This is a genomic window from Mycolicibacterium arcueilense (assembly GCF_058536225.1).
The window spans coordinates 77,810-96,810 of the sequence record NZ_JBZTYL010000002.1 but is presented as its reverse complement, the minus strand read 5'-3'; the positions used below and the strand labels follow the sequence as shown (position 1 = coordinate 96,810).

Sequence of the window (19,001 nt, the reverse complement as noted above, 5' to 3'; positions counted from 1 at the left end):
GGAGGACGACCGATGGGTGGACTACTCGTCGCGACCGGGGTGCCCACATGACAAACGAGGTAAACCCGTTGGCTGTCAGGGCACCTCAGCGCGATCATGTCCGAGGTGGCGCACAGTCCCCGGAGTTGGGTGCGGCCCCGCAGAACCAGTTCGTGTTGCAGCGCAAGTAATTGATGGCCGATGCGGTCAGCGGCGGCGCCACCACACCAGCAGGCCGATTGCCGCAAGAACTGCGATCACAGCGGCGGCCGGCACCGCCGGCTTGGACCTTGCGGCCTCGGTTGCGGCGTGAGCCCGGTCGACGACGGCATCCTTCGTCTCGGCGGCCTTGTCCTGCGCGCGGCCCTTGACGTCTAGTTTGTCGGACAGCGCGGCCACTGTCTCGCCCAACTCACTGCGCGTCTTGTCGATGTCGGACTGCAGTTCATCGATTCCCGCGTCCGGCCCCGGTTCGGGCGGAAGGCGATCAGCGTCGGCCATGTCGTGCCTCCTTGAGCTCATCGAGATCCTGCTTGACGCTGTCTACTGACTCGGCGGCCGGCGGCGGAACTTGCTTCGCCTGGCTACGGCTGACGACTGCGGCCACTGCGGCACCGATGAACAGCACCGCGGCGACGATGGCCGCGGCGGCCCAGACCGGCAGGGCCAGCGCGATCGCCGCAACCGCGGCGGCAATGACCGTCATGAGGCCGAGCACCGTCAGCAGACCGGCGGCACTGATCAACCCCGCGCCGATTCCGGCGTGACGCGCGGATTCCTGAAACTCTCGCTGCGCCAACCGCAACTCGTCGCGAACCAGTCGTGTCGTCTGCTCCTGCAATTGGCCGAGGAGCTGAGCCGTCGACGCTTCGCTGATTGATTTTGATTCGGTAGTCATCGTTGGGCCTTCCCCATGCGTACTACTTCTTCCACAGCTGTGCCCGACGTGCGGCCGGGCGAAACCTCGAAAGGGCATCTGTGCCGTTAGAACTGTGCGGTTCGGGGTACCCGCACGTCAGCCCGAAAGCCGTCCTTTCGGGCTGGTGCCGACGCGAGGAGGAGCCGTGAGCCGACTCTCGAAGATACTCTACATGCCGCTGTCCATGGCGACGAGTGTGGGCGGGGGCCTATTGGCCGGAGCGTTGTTCACCCAGATCTGGAAGCGCATCGATCAGCCGAATCTCGAACCGCCCGACCCCAAGGACCTCGAACGGTCCGGCGCCAAAGCCTTGACGGCGGCAGCGATTCAGGGATTGGTATTCGGCCTGGTCCGCGCCGCCGTCGACCGGGCAGGGGCCAAGAGCTATCGGGCGCTCGCCCAAGAGTCACCGGTCTGAGACGGACCGGCTACCCGGTCGGGTGGCTGACGATCTTCCGTAGTCGGGTTCCGGTCGGATAAGTGAGCACCATCGGCTCACCGGTGTCGCCCACCGGCTCAGACGTCAGGATCACCCTCGGTTGTTCACCCGTGGTGAGTTCGTTCCGCAGCTCGGCGTTCGCAACGCGGAAGACGTGAGTCCGCGGGTCGTCGTCACCGGACATCGCCAGGGTGTCTCCGACGCGGATATGTTCCACCGCGACGTCTTCCACGCTGTACCCGGCCGAGTCATTCTGCCCCGTCATTCGGACCAGGCTCGTCGGCTGGTTGCGCGGACGCGGCTGACGGCGACGTGGTGCGACCCGTCACAGTGCGCGGCGGGGATGAGCGGGTCGATTCGACGGGCGTCGGCACGGTTGATATGTCGGCCGAGCGCACGCTGTTGCGACTTGGTCAGCGAGCGATCGCGGCGGGCCAGCAGCTCCAGTTGCTGCCAGCTCAGCCCGTCGAGTTCACCGTCGGTGTCGTGAGTGGCGACGACGACGCATCCGCGCAGCAGAGGAACCGTCTTGGGGGTGAAAGCTGTTGTGGCCAGGAGGAGTTCGGTTGCCTTACGGTTCACGTGACGCTGGCACGAGTGTGTCGACGGGCTGAACCAGAAGTCGAACTGCCGATCGGCGGAGGTCAGGCAGTGCAGCCCGTGGTCATGGACGAGTTGGTTGATATCGGCGGTGGTGTAGGCCCGGGTTTCATAGACGGCGCCATAGACGCTGAAATATAGGACGGTGTTCATGGTGGTGATCCATTCGCCTCTTTCTGTTTCAGTGCGGTCGCGGACCCGCGCCGCTGATACAGAAGTTACCCATGTGGCAAATGGGATAAACCGCGATAACGATCAGGACACTATCTGCGCACATTCAGTCCGTTGAGTGCCCAGATCGTCAGATAGGCCAACCCGAAGAACGCTGCAACAGCTATGGCCACGCCGGTCGACTGCACATAGGACAGCGGTGCGCGCATCCAGTCGAACGTCGCCGCGACCACCGCATCGGGCCGGGTCACCAGGTCCCAGGAGTTCCAGCGCTGGAACCGGCCGATCACCACGCCGACCGCGCACCCGGCAACGGACAGCACGACGGCCAGCCAACCCCAGAACGAGCCGAATTCGTCGTCCAGGCGCTGATGCACCAGCAACAGCGACACCACGCCCAGCAGCATCCCGGTCCACGCGGCGAATCCGTACTGCAGCACGTGACGCCACAGCTCGTAACCCTCGCCGAGGTGGACCAGATCGGTCACCAGATAGGGAGCGTTAGGCAGGAACGCCAACCAGCCCAGCCCCAGGGGCAGCAGCCACAGCCGGCGCTCGACCAGATCGAACGCGATCGCGAAAACCATCGGGATCCACGCCAGCACCAGGTTCCACACCAGGAACTTGGTGGGGTAGGACATCGGCGCGGCCGGATCGGTGATCCCGAGGGCCAGGGTGAGCGCGGTCGTCGCCATCAACGACATGACGAGCAGGATGCCGCGGGCTTCGGTCATGGGACCAGTTTGCCTGGTGCCGGTTGCCCGCCGAATGTTGGCTTGTGTTCCAGATTTTGGCGGAAGCTCGCACACGAGCCGACGTTGGACCGAGAAACAAAATCGCCCCCGGGGTGACCCGGGGGCGATTTCGTACGAGCTTCTTAGAACGCAGCCTCGTCGAGCTCCATCACCTCGTTGTCGAGGGTCTCGATGACCTGACGGGTGCTGGTCAGCAGCGGCAGCATGTTCTTGGCGAAGAACGATGCGGCGGCGATCTTGCCGTCCAGGTAGGTGCGCTCCTCGCCGGTGGCGCCGGCGTCGAGCTTCTCGATGGCCACTGCGGCCTGGCGGGCCAGCAGCCAGCCGAGCAGCAGGTCGCCGACCGACATCAGGAAGCGGACCGAACCCAGACCCACCTTGTAGATGCTTGCGGCATCTTCCTGGGCGGCCATCAGGTACCCGGTGAGGGTGGCGGCCATGCCCTGCACGTCCTCCAGCGCGGTGGCCAGGAGGGCACGCTCGGTCTTGAGGCGTCCGTTGCCGGTCTCGTTCTTGATGAACTGCTCGATCTCACCGGCCACGAATGCCAGCGCCTGACCCTTGTCGCGGACGATCTTGCGGAAGAAGAAGTCCTGCGCCTGGATGGCGGTGGTGCCCTCGTAGAGGGAGTCGATCTTGGCGTCGCGGATGTACTGCTCGACCGGGTAGTCCTGCAGGAAGCCGGAACCACCGAAGGTCTGCAGGCTCTCGGTCAGCTTCTCGTAGGCGCGCTCGGAGCCCACACCCTTGACGATCGGGAGCAGCAGGTCGTTGACCTTGTGCGCCAACTCGCCCTCGATGCCGTGCACGGCCTTGGCAACCTCGACGTCCTGGAACGTCGCGGTGTAGATGTACAGCGCGCGCAGTGCCTCGGCGTAGGCCTTCTGGGTCATCAGGCTGCGACGCACGTCGGGGTGATGGGTGATGGTGACGCGCGGGGCGGTCTTGTCCATCATCTGGGTCAGGTCGGCACCCTGCACGCGCTCCTTGGCGTACTCGAGAGCGTTGAGATAGCCGGTCGACAGGGTCGCGATGGCCTTGGTGCCCACCATCATTCGGGCCTGCTCGATCACGTCGAACATCTGCGCGATGCCGTTGTGCACCTCGCCGACGAGCCAGCCCTTGGCGGGAACGCCGTGCTGACCGAAGGTCAGCTCACAGGTGGTGGAGACCTTCAGGCCCATCTTGTGCTCGACGTTGGTGACGAAGGCGCCGTTGCGCTCACCCAGCTCACCGGTCTCGAAGTCGAAGAGGAACTTGGGTACGAAGAACAGCGACAGACCCTTGGTGCCCGGGCCGGCGCCCTCGGGGCGGGCCAGCACCAGGTGCATGATGTTCTCGAACAGATCGTCGGAGTCGGCGGAGGTGATGAACCGCTTCACACCGTCGATGTGCCAGGAGCCGTCTTCCTGCTGGACGGCCTTGGTGCGGCCGGCGCCCACGTCGGAACCGGCGTCGGGCTCGGTGAGCACCATGGTGGCGCCCCAGCCGCGCTCGGCGCCCAGGACCGCCCACTTCTTCTGCTCGTCAGTGGCGTTGTTGTAGAAGATCTCGCACATGCCCGCGCCCATCGCGTACATGTAGGCCGCGGGGTTGGCGCCGAGGATGTGCTCGATCAGCGCCCACTGAAGGGCGCGAGGAACCGGCATGCCGCCGAGTTCTTCGGAAAGGCCGACCTTGTCCCAGCCGCCGTCGAGCAGTGCGCGCATCGACTTCTTGAAGGGCTCGGGCAGCGTGACGCTGTGAGTCTTGGGATCGAACACCGGGGGATTGCGGTCACCATCGGCGAACGACTCGGCGATGGGGCCTTCGGCCAGTCGGGCGATCTCCGCGAGCATCTCCCGAGCCGAATCCTGGTCGAGATCCGCATACGCGCCGGTGCCGAGCACCTTGTCGATGCCGAAGACGTCGAACAGGTTAAAGACCTGGTCACGGACATTGCTCTTGTAGTGGCTCACTTTTCCTCCTTGTGGAATGCCACCTGAGGTTGGGTACTTTGGATAAGTTACCCACCAGTAACTGCGGCTAACTATACCGTTCAGTAACTTCAACGCAAAGAGACTCTGAGCAATTTCTGAAAGCTAACCAACCCAGTGGTTGATCGAGGCTTGTACCTCTTTCCGTAAACAGGCTTGACCTGCTGTTTTCGGATAATGTGAGGATAGTCACGAACGGTCTACTAAGGTGGCCCGATGCGTCGAATTGCGGTGTGGGGTACGGGCAACATGGGTGCGACGGCGATCAGGTCGGCCACGGGATTTCCGGGCCTCGAACTGGCAGCGGTGATCACATCCTCACCCGACAAGGCCGGTCGCGACGCGGCGACGTTCGCCAAGCTCGACGCGCCTACCGGCGTCGCGGCCACCACCGATGTGGACGCGGCACTCGCCCAGTGCGATGCGGTGGCCTATATGTCTTCCGGCGACATCCGTCCGGAGGAGGCCCTTGCCGAGATCGAGCGGTGCCTCCGTGCAGGCAAGCAAGTGGTGACGCCGTCGCTGTACTCGCTCTACGACCCGGCCTCGGCTCCCGCCGAATGGGTCGAGCGGCTCACCGACGCCGCGGTGGCCGGCAACTCCGCGCTTCTGGTCAGTGGCGTGGACCCGGGCTGGGGTAACGACGCCCTGGCCGTGATCGCGGCGGGGTTGTGCACCCGGATCCGCACCATCCGGTGCCAGGAGATCTTCGACTACTCCACCTACAACCAGCCGCACTCGGTCCGGGTGCTGTGCGGTTTCGGCGGGTCGATGGACGAGACGCCGATGATGTTGCTGCCGTCCATCCCCACCATGGTGTGGGGCGGCAATGTCCGCTTGATCGGTCGCGGGCTCGGCCTGGAGATCGACGACATCACCGAGACGGTCGAACGGCTGCCGCTGACCGAGGCCGTCGACAACGTCATGGGCCGGTTCGAGGCCGGCACCCAGGGCGCGTTCCGCCTCCAGGTCATCGGATGGGCCAACGGGGTCGAGCGGGTCATCATCGAACACATCACCCGCATCGACCCGGCCTGTGCTCCGGACTGGCCGCAGCCCGACGAAGGGGTCGGCGATCACCGGGTGATCGTCGACGGCGATCCGCAGTTGAGCATCGTGGTGCGCGCCGATGTGCCGGGTGGCACCCGCGCCGACGGCGGCAACACCACCGCGGCCAACCGTCTGCTCGGCGCGATCGATTGGCTGGCTACCCAGAAGCCCGGTATCTACGACGGACTCGACGTGCCGTTGCACCCACCGCTGCCTGCCGAGATCGAAGCGACCCGCTGGGTCTGACTTTTTCGCCCAAAAAGGCCGAGTGGCCAGCTAGTGCACGCGAAACACGAAAAGGCGTGTCACAACTGGCCACTCGACGGGTTAGTCCTTGGGTTCTGCCTCCACAGGTGCCTCCGGCTCCTGTGGCGACGACTCGGCCGACTCCGAAGACTCCGACGATTCCGACGATTCCGACGATTCCGACGACTCGGCCGACTCCGCGGACTCCGCATCGGGCAGCTGGGCCACCAGATACTCGGCCAGCCCACCGATGGTCGGGTAGTCGAAGACCGCCGTCGCGTTGAGCGTGAATTTGCCGCCGAACTGAGTGTGCAGCCGGTTGCGGAGTTCGATCGCCATCAGCGAGTCGGTGCCGAGATCCAGGAAGCGGCTGGTCGCGGCCGGCGGTGAGGCGAGGCGCAGGAAGTTCTGCACCTCCTTCTGCAGGAACTCGGTCACGAACCCGGCCCGCTGCGGTACCGGGATCTCGAGCAGCTGCTTGAGAACCTCACTGTCACCGACGACCTCACCGACGGCACTCGGCAACACCAGGTCGAGGATCGGAGGCCGCTGGCTGCCCAGCACCTTCGCGGCCCGCTGCCAGTTGGCCTTGATGACGGCCGCCTGGCCGGTCCCGTTGGCGACGACCTCGGCGAGCGCGGCGAGCGCCGCCGAGGGATCCAGCGGAATCAGGCCCTGCGCACTGATATTGGCCGTCGCCGCCTCCGAGGAGGCCATGCCACCCTGACCCCACGGGCCGAAGTTGATGCCGGTGGCCGGCAGGCCCTGCGCCCTGCGCTGCGCGATCAGACCGTCGAGCAGCGCATTGGCCGTCGCGTAGTTGGACTGCCCCGGTGAACCGAACAGGCTGGACACCGAGGAGGACACGATGAAGAAGTCCAGCTCGTCGTCCTTGGTCAACCTGTCCAGATACTCGGCGCCGAAGGCCTTGGGTGCCAATACCTTATGGAACCGTTCCGTGCTCTGCTGACCCAGCAGCGCATCGTCGAGCACGCCCGCCAGGTGGGCGACGCCCGCAAGTGGCGGGAGCTCCGCACGGATCCGCTCCAGGAGGTTCGCCACCTCGGACTCCTCGCCCACATCGGCGGTGAACACATGGATGCGGGTCTTGTAGCGCTCGGTGATGTCCTCGATCAGCTTCTGCGCGGCCGCATCCGGTGCGCGGCGGCTGGTCAGCACGATGTCGCCGGCGCCCAACTGGGCCAGGTACGACGCGGTGTGCAGACCGATCGCACCGAGCCCACCTGTGATCAGGTAAGTCCGGTCCGGCCGAGGGGCAAGCGGATTCGGCAGCTGGCACACGATCTTGCCGATGTGCCGGGCCTGCTGCATCCGCCGGAACGCCGTCCTGGCCTCGGTCAGCGGGTAGATCTCCGCGGGCAGCGGAGTCCATTCACCCTTGGCGAGACCCTCCGAAACCTCGGTGAGCAGGTCGCGAATGCGATCGGGCTCGGTGAACATCACCGTGTCCAACGCCACGATCTCGTACGCGATGTCGGGACGGGCCTCGGCCATCTGCTCGGTTGACCAGATGTCGCGCTTGGCGATCTCGGCGAAACGGCCATTCTTGGCGGTGGCCTTCAGTGTCGCCTCGATGAACCCTTCGCTCGTCAGGGAGTTGAGCACCACGTCGACGCCCGCACCGTCGGTGTCCGCCAGGATCTGATCGGCGAAGTCCGTTGTCCGCGAGTCGTAGACGTGCTTGACACCCAGCTTGCGCAGCGTGGCCCGCTTGAAGGTGCTCGCCGTGGCGTAGACCTCTGCACCGAACTGCTGCGCCATCTGGATGGCTGCCAGGCCCACACCACCGCTGGCGGCGTGGATCAGCACCTTGTCGCCGGGCTTGAGCTTTGCCCAGTCGAACGACAGCCGGACCGTCAGTGCAGCGGCCGGAATCGTTGCGGCCTCGACCGCGCTGACCCCGTCCGGGATCGGCGCCAGGAACTGGGCAGGCACGTTGAACCGGCTGGAGAACGCCCCCTGCATGGAGCCGTACACCCGCTGGCCCACCTCGACTCCGGTGACACCCTCACTCAATTGCGTGACGATGCCGGCGAAGTCGCCGCCGATCGGTCCCGGATCGCCCGGGTACAGGCCCAGCACGTTGAGCACGTCCCGGAAGTTGAGACCCGCGGCCTCGACCCGGACCTGCACGTAACCTTCGTCCGGCGCCGGCACCTCCTTCTCGGTGATGCGGAGGTTGTCGATCGCGCCGCGTTCGGTGGGTGCCAGGACGTAGTCGCTGCCGCGCGGCACCGTGAGGTGCCCGCTGCGCGACCATGGCAGCAACCGCGATGCGAGCAGCTTGCCTTGCCGCACAGCGATTTCCGGCTCTTCGACCGGGGTGACGATCAGATCTGCCAGTGCCTGCACGGCTTCCGGTGACCCGTCGCAATCGATGAGCTTGGCGTGCAACGCCGGTTCCTCGTTGATCGTGGTGCGCCCGAAGCCCCACAGCGCGGCCTGCACCGGATCGACCGGCTCGCCGGACTCGGTGGCGACGGCCCGCTCGGTGACGATCCACAGACCATGTGGAAGTTTCACGCCGCCGTTTTGTGAACCGCCCTGCACGGTGTGCACCGCGCCGAGCAGGTTGGTGATCTCGGCTTCGAGTCGCGTCTGACTGTCAGCAGCGGTTTCTTCAGTGCCCGCCGTAGCGGCGCGCCAGATGACACCGGAGAACGGCAGACCGCGCTCCTTGGCTTCCGCCAGCACCTCTCCCAGCTGCTGACCGGTCTGGCGATCGAGCGGGATGCAGCCCGGCACCTTCGCAGCGAGGTCGTCGAATCCGGCGACCAGCCAAGTGCCGCTCGGGCTTTCGGCCGCACCGTCGGACGGCGGCACCGGCACCTCGTGCCAGCCCAGCGTGTACAGCAGCCGGGTGGCGTCGCCGCCGAGGCCACGAAGCAATGCTTCGCGGGGTGCGCGCTTTACCGTGAACTCGCGAACGCCGCCGAGGTAATGGCCGTCCCGATCGATGTACTCGAGGTCGAACACCTGGGTTTCGTTGTTGAGCTCGGCCTCGTGCCACTTCGCGCGGCAGTAGAACCGCCGGGGCATCTTCTCCTTCAACGTCACCTGCCCGTACCGCAGCGGCAGGAACAGGTCGTTGACGCCCTGCTCGGCGGCGAGAAGAGCCGGGAACGCGGGGAAGGCGACGCCCGTGCACAGGTCCATCAGGACCGGGTGCATCGGCTCGGTGCCCAGTTGTTCGGCGAGTTCCTCGCCGACCAGGATGTCGCCGATCGCCTCGCCCTCACCGAGCCACAAGGACTTCAGGGAACCGGACCAGTTTGGGCCCCAGGCCAATTCCAGGTCGGCGAAGGTCTCGAACAGCTCTTGCGGACGCATGCGTTCCAGCCGTTCGATGGCTTCGTCTACCGGGTCGGTTTCGGCGTTCGGTTCCTCGGACGAGTCGCCGGGGCCGCTTACCACTGTGCCTTCGGCGTTCAGCGACCAGTCGACGTCGCGTTCTCCGTAGGGACGGCTGTGAACCTGGAACTTCCACTCTCCGCCCGTCTCCAACGGGTGCAATGTCAGCTGCACCTCGCGAGAGCTCTTCTCGGGCAGGATGATCGGCTCGAAGAAGAAGACGTCCTTGGCGTGGGCCGGGGTGCCGACCGCGGCCAGCGCCATCGCGGCGTACGTCGCGCCGGGGACGACGACGGTGCCGTAGATGACGTGGTCGGACAACCACGGCTGCGTCTTGACCGAGATCCGGCTCGTGTAGATGGAGTCGCCGGAAGCCAGGTCCTTGGCCGCGCCGAGGATTCCAGTACCTGCGCTGCCGTCGAAGCCGGAGCTCGTGATCGCCGATGTCTTGGGCCAGAAGCGGCGGTGCTGGAACGGATATGTCGGCAACTCGACCTTGCGACCGGGCTGCCGCTGTACCGCGGCGAAGTCGGGTCGGTGCCCGCCGACGTAGGCCGCAGCCAGCGCGTCGGCGATCTGACGCCGATCGTTGATGCCCTTGCGCAGCGAGACGATTGCCCGCGGTGCGGCCAGGTGTTCCGGCCATACCTGAACCGCTGCGCTGGTGAGCACCGGTTGCGGACCGATCTCCATCAGGACCGAGCAGCCCAGCGCCGCGACGGTCCGCACGCTTTCGGAGAACTGCACCGGCTGGCGTGAATGGCGGCGCCAGTACTGGGCATCGAGCGGGGTCTGGGCCGTCAGGATGGCTCCGGTGCGGTTGCAGACCAGGGGGAGTGTCGGCGCTGCGAACTGCACCTGCGCGGCGTACGCCTCGAATTCGTCGAGCACCGGGTCCAGCAGTTCCGAGTGGAACGCGTGGCTGGTCTGGAGCCAGGTGCAGCGGGTCCCTTCGTTCCCGAACTGGTTGACGATCTCCTCGAGATCGTCGCCCGGGCCGGAGAGCACGGTGTTGGGCCCGTTGTAGGCGCCGACCGACACCCGCGGGAATTTGCTTGCGATCTCCTCGACGTGCTTGGGGTCGGCGAACACCGCCACCATGCGCCCACCTTCGGGTAGGCTGCCGAACAACCGGCCGCGCTCGGCCATCAGCCGAGCACCGTCCTCCAGGCTGAAGACGCCGGCGACGCATGCCGCGGCGTACTGGCCGACGCTGTGGCCCAGTACGACGTCGGGTGCGATGCCCCATGACTGCCACAGCCGCGCCAGGCCCATCTCGACGGCGAAGAGCGCCGGCTGCGCATAGGACGTGTGCCGCAGCGTCTGTCCTGCCTCGGCATCCTGGGCGAACATCACATCCAGGAGCGGGAGCGGCAGCATGCCCTTGACCGCCTCGGCGCACCGCGTCACGGTCTCGGCGAAAACCGGCTCCGTGTCGAACAACTCACGCGCCATGCCCGGGTACTGGCTGCCCTGCCCGGTGAACAGCCATGCGGTGGTCGGGTGGTTGGTGTGCTCACCGCGCACCACACCGGGGCGGGTCCGGTTCTCGGCCAGGTCGGCAAGAGCCAGGCGTGCCTCCTCGATCGAGTCCACGACCAGCGCGGCCCGATGCTCGAAGTGCGACCGCCCGGTTCCGGCGGTCAGGCACACACCGGCCAGATCGGCGTCCGGGTGGGCGCTGAGCCACGTCTCGTACCGCTGTGCCAGTGCCAGGAGCGCTTCAGGTGACCGCGCGGACAACGCCAGCACGCTCACCTGCTCGTCGGGAGCCTGCGTCTCCGGCGACACCTCGTCAGCGGGCTGGTCCTCGGGAGCGACGGCGGGTCGGGCCGGCGCCTCCTCGATCAGCACGTGCGCGTTGGTACCGGTGAACCCGAACGAGCTGACCCCGGCACGGCGCGGCCGGCCGTTGGTCTGCCAGGGGGTCGCCTTGTCGACGACCTGCACCGGCAGTGAATCCCACGGGATGTGTGGCGACGGGTTGTCGAAGTGCAGGCTCTGCGGCAGGACCTCGTGCTGCAACGACAACACGACCTTGATCAGACCCGCTGCGCCCGAAGCGGATTCGGTGTGACCGATGTTGGTCTTGACCGATCCCATCAGCAACGGCCGATCGGCGTCACGCGCGCCGCCGTAGGCCGCGGCAGCCGCCTGGACCTCGATCGGATCGCCGAGCGGCGTACCCGTTCCGTGCGCTTCGAGGTAGTCGACGTCGCCGCCGGTCCACCCGGCGCGGGCCAGCGCCGTTCCGATGAGGCGTTGCTGCGCACCGCCATTGGGCACGGTCAAACCGCTGGACGCACCGTCCTGGTTGACCGCGCTGCTGGGGATGACCGCGCAGATCCGGTCGCCGTCGCGCTCTGCGTCGCTCAGCCGCTTCAGCACGAGAATACCGCAGCCCTCACTGCGCACGTAGCCGTCCGCGGAGGCGTCGAAGGTCTTGCACCGCCCGACGGGGGAGAGCATGCGTGCCCGGGATGCGGCGACCACCGTCACCGGAGAGAGCAGGACGTTCACGCCACCGGCCAACGCCAGGTCGCAATCGCCGGAGTGCAGTGCCTGGCAGGCCTGATGGATCGCCACCAGGGCCGAGCTGCACGCGGTATCGACAGCCATTGCCGGGCCCTCGAATCCGAGCGCGAAGGCAACCCGGCCGGAGATGGCGTTGAGGGCATTTCCGGTGATGAAGTACGGCTCGATCTTGTCGATCGACTCCGACGACAGCAGATGCGCGTACTCGTTGGCGGCCACGCCGGCGAAGATGCCGGTCCGACTGCCACGCAACGTGGCCGGTGCGTACCCGGCCCGCTCGAGGCCCTCCCAGACCGTTTCGAGCATCAGCCGCTGCTGCGGCTCGATCCAGACGGCCTCACGCGGGGAGATACCGAAGAACTCCGGGTCGAATCCGTCGATCCCGTCGAGGAATCCGCCGAAACGCGTGTAGGTCTTGCCCGCTGTCTCGGGATCCGGATCGTAGAACTCGTCGATGTCGAATCGGTCTTCGGGAACTTCCCGGATGGCGTCGACGCCGCCGGACAGCAATTCCCAGAACGCTTCCGGGTCGGGCGCGCCGGGGAAGCGGCACGACACGGCGACGATCGCGATGGGTTCATCGGTCCGCGCGGTCACCGCTGCCGGTTGCGACGCCGGTTTGGCCTGCTCGTTGAGCCCGAGGACATCGCCGAGCAGATATTCGGCAACGTCGGAGATCCGGGGGTGATCCATCACCAGCGTGATGGGGATCTCCGCGCCCACTCCCTGCTCGATGCGGCGGCGCAATTCGACGGCCATCAGCGAATCCATGCCGAGGTCGAAGAACCCTGCGTCCTCGCGGATCTCCGAGGAGTCCACCCGGGTCACCTCTGCGACGGCGTCGCGCAGGTGATCGGTCAGCAGCTTCTTGCGCTGCTGCACCGGAGCATTGGTCAGGCGTTCGACCAGCTGTGTCTTGCCCGAGGCGGTGGTGGGTGCCGAAAGTTGCGCCGGCACTTCATGTTCCAGCTCTGCCAGGAAGGCCCGTCGGCCCGCCTGCTGGTACAGCGGCAGGAAGCGGGACCAGTCGATGCGGGCCACGACTCCTTGTGCCGAACCTCCAGCAGAGGCGATCGCGACGGCGTCGGCCAGTCCGGCCAGTGCATCGGCGGGTGGCAGCGTCCGGACACCACGCTGATCCAGCCGGGCGCGAGACTCCGCGTCGGCCATGCCTGCTGCCCAGGGACCGAAGTTGACGCTGGTGCCGGGGATGTTGTGCTCGCGAAGTCGCCAGGCCAGGCCGTCGAGGAAGGCGTTCGCCGCACCGTAGGCCGTCTGACCGTATCCGCCCCACACCGAGGCGATCGACGAGGTGCTGATGAAGAAGTCGAGCTTCGCGTCTGCCGCGGCTTCGCTCAGATGCCAGGCACCCCAGACCTTCCCGGCGAAGACGCGATCCACCTCAGCGTCGTCCAGGTCGCCCAGCGGAGTGGTTCCGAGTTCACCGGCAGCATGCACGATGCCCGCCAGCGGTGGCATCTCGGCGGCGATGGTCTTGAACAGGCGTGCGACGTCGTGCGCATCGGCGACGTCGGCGGTCACGGCACGGATGTCACAGCCGTGCTGGTCGCCGAGTTTGGTGATGCGTTGTGCGGCGGCTTCGCCGGGTGCGCGACGGCTGGTCAGCACCAGGTGCTTGGCGCCGTGGGCGGCCAGGTATCCGGCGATCTCCAGGCCGATCGAACCCAGGCCGCCGGTCACCAGATACGTTGCGTCGCTGCGCAGTTCCAGTGGTGTGCCGCTCGGCAGGTCCTCTCGGCGGACGAGCCGGGGGACGTGGACCGTTTGATCGCGTACCGCGATCTGGTCTTCCCGCCGGTTCGCGTCGGTCGATATCGCGATCCGGTTGAGCAGTGTGGTCCATTCGCCTGCGCTGCCTTCGGACAGGTCGGCCAGTCCGCCCCACAGCTGCGGGAGTTCCAGCGCCGCCGCGCGACCGAATCCCCACAGGGCAGTCTGTTCGGGCGCCACGGTGTCCGCTACGGCGACGTGCTGTGCGCCGCGGGTGACCAACCAGATCGGAGCCCTCAGATCGGCCTCGGCCGCGGCGCGGAAGAGACGCCGCGTTCCGGCCAGGACGTGGTGTTGCATCCGGAGCAGCGACCGCATCGACGGCACGGACTTGGCTTCCGGTTCCCCGTCCAGCGCTGCCACGTGAAGGAGGCGCAGTGTCGAACCGTCGGCGGCCGCAGCGCGCAACGCGTCGGCGAGTTGAGCGGTGTCGGCGTCGGACGTCGGCAGCCCGAGGAACCGGTACTGCTGCCCGCGCGAGGTCAGCGCGTCGACCAGCGGCTGGACCGCCGGGGACTGCTCGCCGATGAGCAGCCACGTCGACGTCTCTGCGGTGTCGGCACCCGACAGCGGAGTAACCGCTTTCTCCCAGCGGAACTCGTAGCGGTCGTCGGCGATGGACTGGGTGGACCGCTGGCGGTTGTGTTGTGCTGCAAGCTTGGTCAGCACGTCCAGGGTCTGACCGTCGCCGTCCGTGCCGCCGAGCAGGGTCGCGAGTTCCTCTAGACGGCCGTCTTCGAGAAGGCGAACGGCCTGGGTGCGCGGACCGGCAACGTGCTGCTGTTGGTTGGGTTGTTCGCGATTGTCCCGATACCAGTACTGACGATGCTCGAACGGGTAGGTGGGCAGATCGAGCTTCCGTGCCTGCGCCTGCCGGAACGCGCCGAACTCGGGCAGGTGGCCCAGGACGTACGCGTCGGCGACGGCTTCGGTGATCTGCCGCTGGTCGGCGGTGTTGCGGCGCAGCGACGCGATCACCCGCGGTGCGCCGGCCGGGTCGGGCCAGGCGCCCAGTGCCGTCGCGGTGAGCACCGGCCGAGGTCCGATCTCGACCAGCAGCTTGCAGTTCATGTCGGCCAGGGTCCGCACGCTCTTGGCGAACTCCACCGGTTGGCGGGCGTGCCGGCGCCAATACGCGCCATCGAGCTTCACGCTCCGGCCCAACGCGGCGCCGCTGCGGTTGTCGATCAGAATTCGTTGCGGTGCCTTGAAGGTGAAACGGTTTGCATACGATTCGAATTCGTCGAGGATCGGATCCAGCAGCGACGAGTGGAACGCATGGCTGGTTTCGAGCCAGTCGCACCGGACACCGTCGGCGGTGAGTCCGGCGACGGCCCGCTCCAGGTCTTCCGCGGGCCCCGACAGCACGGTGTTGGTGCCGTTGTAGGCGGCAACCGACAGGGCCGGGAACTCGTCGGTGAGGTTCTCCACCCGCTCTGCGGAGGCGAACACCGCGACCATGCGGCCACCGGCGGGCAGGCTGCCGAAGAGGCGTCCTCGTTCGGCCATCAACTGGGCGCCGTCCTCCAGACCGAACACGCCCGCGACGCAGGCCGCCGCGTACTGGCCGACGCTGTGGCCGAGCACCACGTCGGGTTCGAATCCCCATGATTGCCAGAGCCGGGCCAGACCCATCTCCACCGCGAACAGCGCGGGCTGCGCGTAGGAGGTCTGGCGCAGCGTCTCCTCGGCATCTGGACCGTCCAGATCGAAGATCACGTCCAGCAGAGGCTTGTCGAGCTGGTCGGCGACGGCCGCCGCGCAGCGATTCAGCGTCTCGGCGAACACCGGCTCGGAGTCGAACAGCTCACGTGCCATCCCGGCGTACTGGCTGCCTTGGCCGGTGAACAGCCACGCGGTCTTGGGCTTGTCGTGGGATTCACCCCGGATCAGTCCCGGTGCCGGACGGTCGTCGGCGAGGGCGCCGAGCAGTTCGATGGCGGATTCCCTCGAATCGACCACCAGCGCGGCGCGGTGCTCAAGGTGTGCCCGGCCGACCCCGGCGGTGAAGCAGACGTCGGCCAGGGTGGCCTCGGGGTGAGCGCTCATCCAATCGCGATACTGCTCGGCGACCTGAACCAATGCGGCGGGCGTGTGTGCCGAGAGCGGGAGGATGCCGAATCGCTCAGCCTGCCCGGCGACGTCCAACTGCGGCGCCGCCCGTTCGGGCGCTTCCTCCAGGATGACGTGCGCGTTGGTTCCGGCGAAGCCGAACGAACTGACACCGGCGATGCGCGGCGCGCCGTTGCGTTCCCACGGGGTGGCCTCCTTGACCACTTCCACGGCGAGCCGGTCCCACGGGATGTGCGGCGACGGGTTCTGAAAGTGCAGGTGCTGGGGCAGCAGCTCGTTCTCGAGTGACAGGACCACCTTGATGACGCCGGCGATGCCTGCGGCGGCTTCGAGGTGCCCGATGTTCGTCTTCGCCGAGCCCATCAACAACGGCCGGTCGGGTTCGCGTCCGGCACCGAGCACCGCACCTGCGGCCTGCGCCTCGATCGGGTCGCCGAGGGAGGTCCCGGTGCCGTGCGCTTCGAGGTAGCCGACGTCCTTGGGTTCGAGGCCGGCCCGCTGTAGGGCATCGGCGATGACGCGCTGCTGAGCGACGCCGTTGGGCACCGTCAGACCGCCCGACGCGCCGTCCTGGTTGATCGCGCTGCCGCGGATCACGGCCCGGATGTGGTCACCGTCGCGGATGGCGTCTTCGAGGCGCTTGATGACGATGACGCCGCAGCCCTCGCCGCGGACATAGCCGTCGGCGGCCGCGTCGAACGTCTTGCAGCGGCCGTCGGGTGCCAGCATATGCGCACTCGAGAAGGTGATCATGGTGGCGGGCGTGAGCAGGACGTTCGCCCCGCCGGCCAGCGCCAGATCGCACTCACCTAAGCGAAGTGCTTGGCACGCTTGATGGATCGCCACCAGCGACGAGCTGCACGCGGTATCGACCGCGACCGAGGGGCCCTGCAGACCTAATCGATAGCTGATCCGGCCGGCTGCCGCGGCATTCGAAGTACCGATGGCCATGTAGGCCTCGATCTCGGGGTAAGTCAGCTCGTCAGAGGCCATTCCGAGGTAGTCGTGGGTGGCCAGTCCGACGAACACGCCAGTGTTGGTGTCAGCCAATGCCGTTGGCGCGGTACCCGAGTGTTCCACGGCCCGCCAGGCTGTTTCCAACAGGATCCGATGCTGCGGATCCATCAGCCTGACCTCGCGCGTTGACATACCGAAGAACGGGGCGTCGAATCCGGTTACGTCATCGACGAAACCGGCGCGGCGGGTCACCACCTTGCCTGGTGTGCCTGGCTCCGGATCGAAGAATTCCTCGACGTCCCAGCGGTCTTCGGGTACCTCCGAGATGGCTTCGCGACCGGCTCTCAGCAGGTCCCAGAAGCCATCGGCGTCCTGAGCTCCTGGAAAGCGCGCAGCGTAGCCGACGATGGCAAAGCGTGCGGACTGTTCATCTGGACGTTCAACGGATTTCATCCCGTTGTCCTCCTCGCATCGGCGTGCAAAACTACACCTCCGCGCACCCCCCGAAAGCGCTTGAAGATCAACCCGAACCACTATTGCATGCGAACCTGTGGCGCGCGCTACTCCCCTTGCCCGGTCAAACTTCCCTCGTCAAGCTCCCTGAACCGTCTCGGCCGAACGACGGGTATGTTGATGCCCCGGGGGGTCCTGCCGGTCCGGAGAGCGGCCGAGCATTGAGCACTACTGGGAGGGCCTGAGCTTTGCGGATCGGTAAGATAACTGTTGGCGCACTTGATGAATGGTCGCTGAGTCCTGGCTCGGTGACCTCGTGGCACCCGACGCCTGCAGCTCAGGAAACCGCAAGAAACGCACCGGTGAGCTCGGTACCGGTTAGCTACATGCAGGGCCAACATCTGCGTAATTACACCCAGCGTAAATCCGCGGGTTTGAATTTTTCACGGCAGATCATCGCTAGCTGTGAGGTTGCTGGGCAATGTGATATCTCGGCGATGGACCACGCCGTGAATACCTACCTGCGCAGGCACGACACATTCCGGAGTTGGTTCAAAGAAGGCGACGACGGCCAATTCGTCAGGCATGCAATCGAAAACCCGGATGATATCGAATTCGTGCCGGTCGACCAGGGCAACTTGACGGTCGAAGAAATTCACGCCCACGTCGTGGGCATACCGAATCCCCTGGAATGGGGCTGCTTTACGTTCGGCATCATCCAGAACGACGGTCACTTCACTTTCTTCGCTGCCATGGATCACGTTCACGGCGACGCGACTTTGATCGGCACCACAATGATGGAAGCCAACGGAATGTATTCGGCGATGAGCGGCAGTGGTCAGGCCCTCACACTTCCTGACGCCGGCAGCTTCGATGACTTCTGCGTCCGCGAGCGTGAGTACACGTCCACGCTGACCTTGGAATCTCCTGGAGTGCGCGCCTGGATCGACTTCGCTGAGAACAACCAGGATGGATTTCCGGAATTCCCGCTGCCGCTGGGGAATCCGAACGAGTCGACCAGCAGCGCCTGGTCCTCGGAAGTGCTGTTGAGCCCGGCACAGACGGAACGCTTCGACGCGGCCTGCTCGGCGGCCGGCGCCCGTTTCGTCGGTGGCCTGTTCGCATGCCTGGGCCTGGTGGAACATGAGTTCACCGGTGCGCTTACGTATTACGGCCTCACGCCGAGGGATTCGCGTACAGCCGGCGACAATTTCATGACACAGGGCTGGTTCACCGGTCTGATTCCGATCACCGTCCCGGTTGCGGCCACCTCTTTCAGTGACGCTGCCTGGGCGGCGCAGCAGTCTTTCGATTCCGGCCTGGACATGGCGAGAGTTCCGTATTACCGCGTGTTGGAGTTGGCGCCGTGGTTGAACTGGCCACAACCGAACTTCCCGGTATCGAACTTTCTGCACGGCGGAGCGGCGCCGCTCAACGCGATCCTCGCGGCGGGCGACATGGGGTTGGCGAACAACATCGGAATGTATCCGGACAACCGGTTCTCCTACCAGTTGACGATCTACATCTTCCGGTACGGGGAGGGCACGGTCATGGCGATCATGCACCCCGACAACCCGGTCGCCGAGAAGTCGGTCACCCGCTACCTGGAGGCGATGAAGTCGGTGTCGTCACGCGTTGCTGACAGCGGGCACTGGGGCCGGGTCGCGTAACGGAGAGCAAACAAA

The 19,001-nt window shown here is 66.2% G+C and carries 11 protein-coding genes; 4 read left to right on the top strand and 7 right to left on the bottom strand.

From position 1 onward, the window contains the following. Positions 1-47: 47 nt before the first annotated feature. The gene (locus AC4LGL_RS00480) at positions 48-170 is read left to right on the top strand and encodes a hypothetical protein (RefSeq protein ID WP_491837123.1); all 123 of its coding nucleotides are present in this window, start codon (positions 48-50) and stop codon (positions 168-170) included. A 16-nt stretch (positions 171-186) separates the two neighbouring features. Here AC4LGL_RS00480 and AC4LGL_RS00475 read toward each other — a convergent pair whose 3' ends face one another. Together AC4LGL_RS00475 and AC4LGL_RS00470 are read right to left on the bottom strand one after the other, a co-directional pair. Next, entirely contained in the window at positions 187-480 is a 294-nt protein-coding gene (locus AC4LGL_RS00475) for a DUF3618 domain-containing protein (protein WP_491837122.1), read from the bottom strand. Further along, positions 467-877 (bottom strand): phage holin family protein, encoded by a 411-nt coding sequence (locus AC4LGL_RS00470; protein ID WP_491837121.1) that lies wholly within the window; start codon positions 875-877, stop codon positions 467-469. The genes AC4LGL_RS00475 and AC4LGL_RS00470 overlap by 14 nt, the downstream gene beginning before the upstream one ends. Positions 878-1,043: 166 nt before the next feature. On the opposite strand from AC4LGL_RS00470, the gene AC4LGL_RS00465 reads away from it, so the two are divergent. After that, the gene (locus AC4LGL_RS00465; protein WP_491837120.1) at positions 1,044-1,316 is read left to right on the top strand and encodes a DUF4235 domain-containing protein; all 273 of its coding nucleotides are present in this window, start codon (positions 1,044-1,046) and stop codon (positions 1,314-1,316) included. A gap of 10 nt (positions 1,317-1,326) precedes the next feature. Here AC4LGL_RS00465 and AC4LGL_RS00460 read toward each other — a convergent pair whose 3' ends face one another. The 4 genes from AC4LGL_RS00460 to AC4LGL_RS00445 all read right to left on the bottom strand — a co-directional run bounded on the left by AC4LGL_RS00460 (position 1,327) and on the right by AC4LGL_RS00445 (position 4,821). Next, the gene (locus AC4LGL_RS00460) at positions 1,327-1,602 is read right to left on the bottom strand and encodes a hypothetical protein (protein WP_491837119.1); all 276 of its coding nucleotides are present in this window, start codon (positions 1,600-1,602) and stop codon (positions 1,327-1,329) included. Continuing rightward, positions 1,599-2,090 (bottom strand): hypothetical protein, encoded by a 492-nt coding sequence (locus AC4LGL_RS00455; protein ID WP_491837118.1) that lies wholly within the window; start codon positions 2,088-2,090, stop codon positions 1,599-1,601. Before AC4LGL_RS00455 ends, AC4LGL_RS00460 begins: the two co-directional genes overlap by 4 nt. A gap of 110 nt (positions 2,091-2,200) precedes the next feature. Further along, positions 2,201-2,842 (bottom strand): DUF1361 domain-containing protein, encoded by a 642-nt coding sequence (locus AC4LGL_RS00450; RefSeq protein WP_055119693.1) that lies wholly within the window; start codon positions 2,840-2,842, stop codon positions 2,201-2,203. A gap of 143 nt (positions 2,843-2,985) precedes the next feature. Continuing rightward, on the bottom strand, positions 2,986-4,821 hold the full coding sequence (locus AC4LGL_RS00445) for an acyl-CoA dehydrogenase (RefSeq protein ID WP_491837117.1): 1,836 nt from the start codon (positions 4,819-4,821) through the stop codon (positions 2,986-2,988). 234 nt (positions 4,822-5,055) lie between these two features. On the opposite strand from AC4LGL_RS00445, the gene AC4LGL_RS00440 reads away from it, so the two are divergent. Continuing rightward, the gene (locus tag AC4LGL_RS00440; RefSeq protein WP_491837116.1) at positions 5,056-6,135 is read left to right on the top strand and encodes an NAD(P)H-dependent amine dehydrogenase family protein; all 1,080 of its coding nucleotides are present in this window, start codon (positions 5,056-5,058) and stop codon (positions 6,133-6,135) included. A gap of 81 nt (positions 6,136-6,216) precedes the next feature. On the opposite strand, the gene AC4LGL_RS00435 is transcribed toward AC4LGL_RS00440, so the two are convergent. Further along, the gene (locus tag AC4LGL_RS00435) at positions 6,217-17,316 is read right to left on the bottom strand and encodes a type I polyketide synthase (protein WP_491837115.1); all 11,100 of its coding nucleotides are present in this window, start codon (positions 17,314-17,316) and stop codon (positions 6,217-6,219) included. A 248-nt stretch (positions 17,317-17,564) separates the two neighbouring features. Here AC4LGL_RS00435 and AC4LGL_RS00430 point away from each other — a divergent pair, with 248 nt between their 5' ends. After that, entirely contained in the window at positions 17,565-18,986 is a 1,422-nt protein-coding gene (locus AC4LGL_RS00430) for a condensation domain-containing protein (RefSeq protein ID WP_491837114.1), read from the top strand. Positions 18,987-19,001 lie beyond the last annotated feature (15 nt).

Bases quoted from the DNA above. Each gene is read 5' to 3' on its own strand.
- AC4LGL_RS00455 (WP_491837118.1), bottom strand. From the start codon at position 2,090: ATGAACACCGTCCTATATTTCAGCGTCTATGGCGCCGTCTATGAAACC.
- AC4LGL_RS00480 (WP_491837123.1), top strand. From the start codon at position 48: ATGACAAACGAGGTAAACCCGTTGGCTGTCAGGGCACCTCAGCGCGAT.
- AC4LGL_RS00435 (WP_491837115.1), bottom strand. From the start codon at position 17,316: ATGAAATCCGTTGAACGTCCAGATGAACAGTCCGCACGCTTTGCCATC.
- AC4LGL_RS00470 (WP_491837121.1), bottom strand. From the start codon at position 877: ATGACTACCGAATCAAAATCAATCAGCGAAGCGTCGACGGCTCAGCTC.
- AC4LGL_RS00475 (WP_491837122.1), bottom strand. From the start codon at position 480: ATGGCCGACGCTGATCGCCTTCCGCCCGAACCGGGGCCGGACGCGGGA.
- AC4LGL_RS00440 (WP_491837116.1), top strand. From the start codon at position 5,056: ATGCGTCGAATTGCGGTGTGGGGTACGGGCAACATGGGTGCGACGGCG.
- AC4LGL_RS00460 (WP_491837119.1), bottom strand. From the start codon at position 1,602: ATGACGGGGCAGAATGACTCGGCCGGGTACAGCGTGGAAGACGTCGCG.
- AC4LGL_RS00450 (WP_055119693.1), bottom strand. From the start codon at position 2,842: ATGACCGAAGCCCGCGGCATCCTGCTCGTCATGTCGTTGATGGCGACG.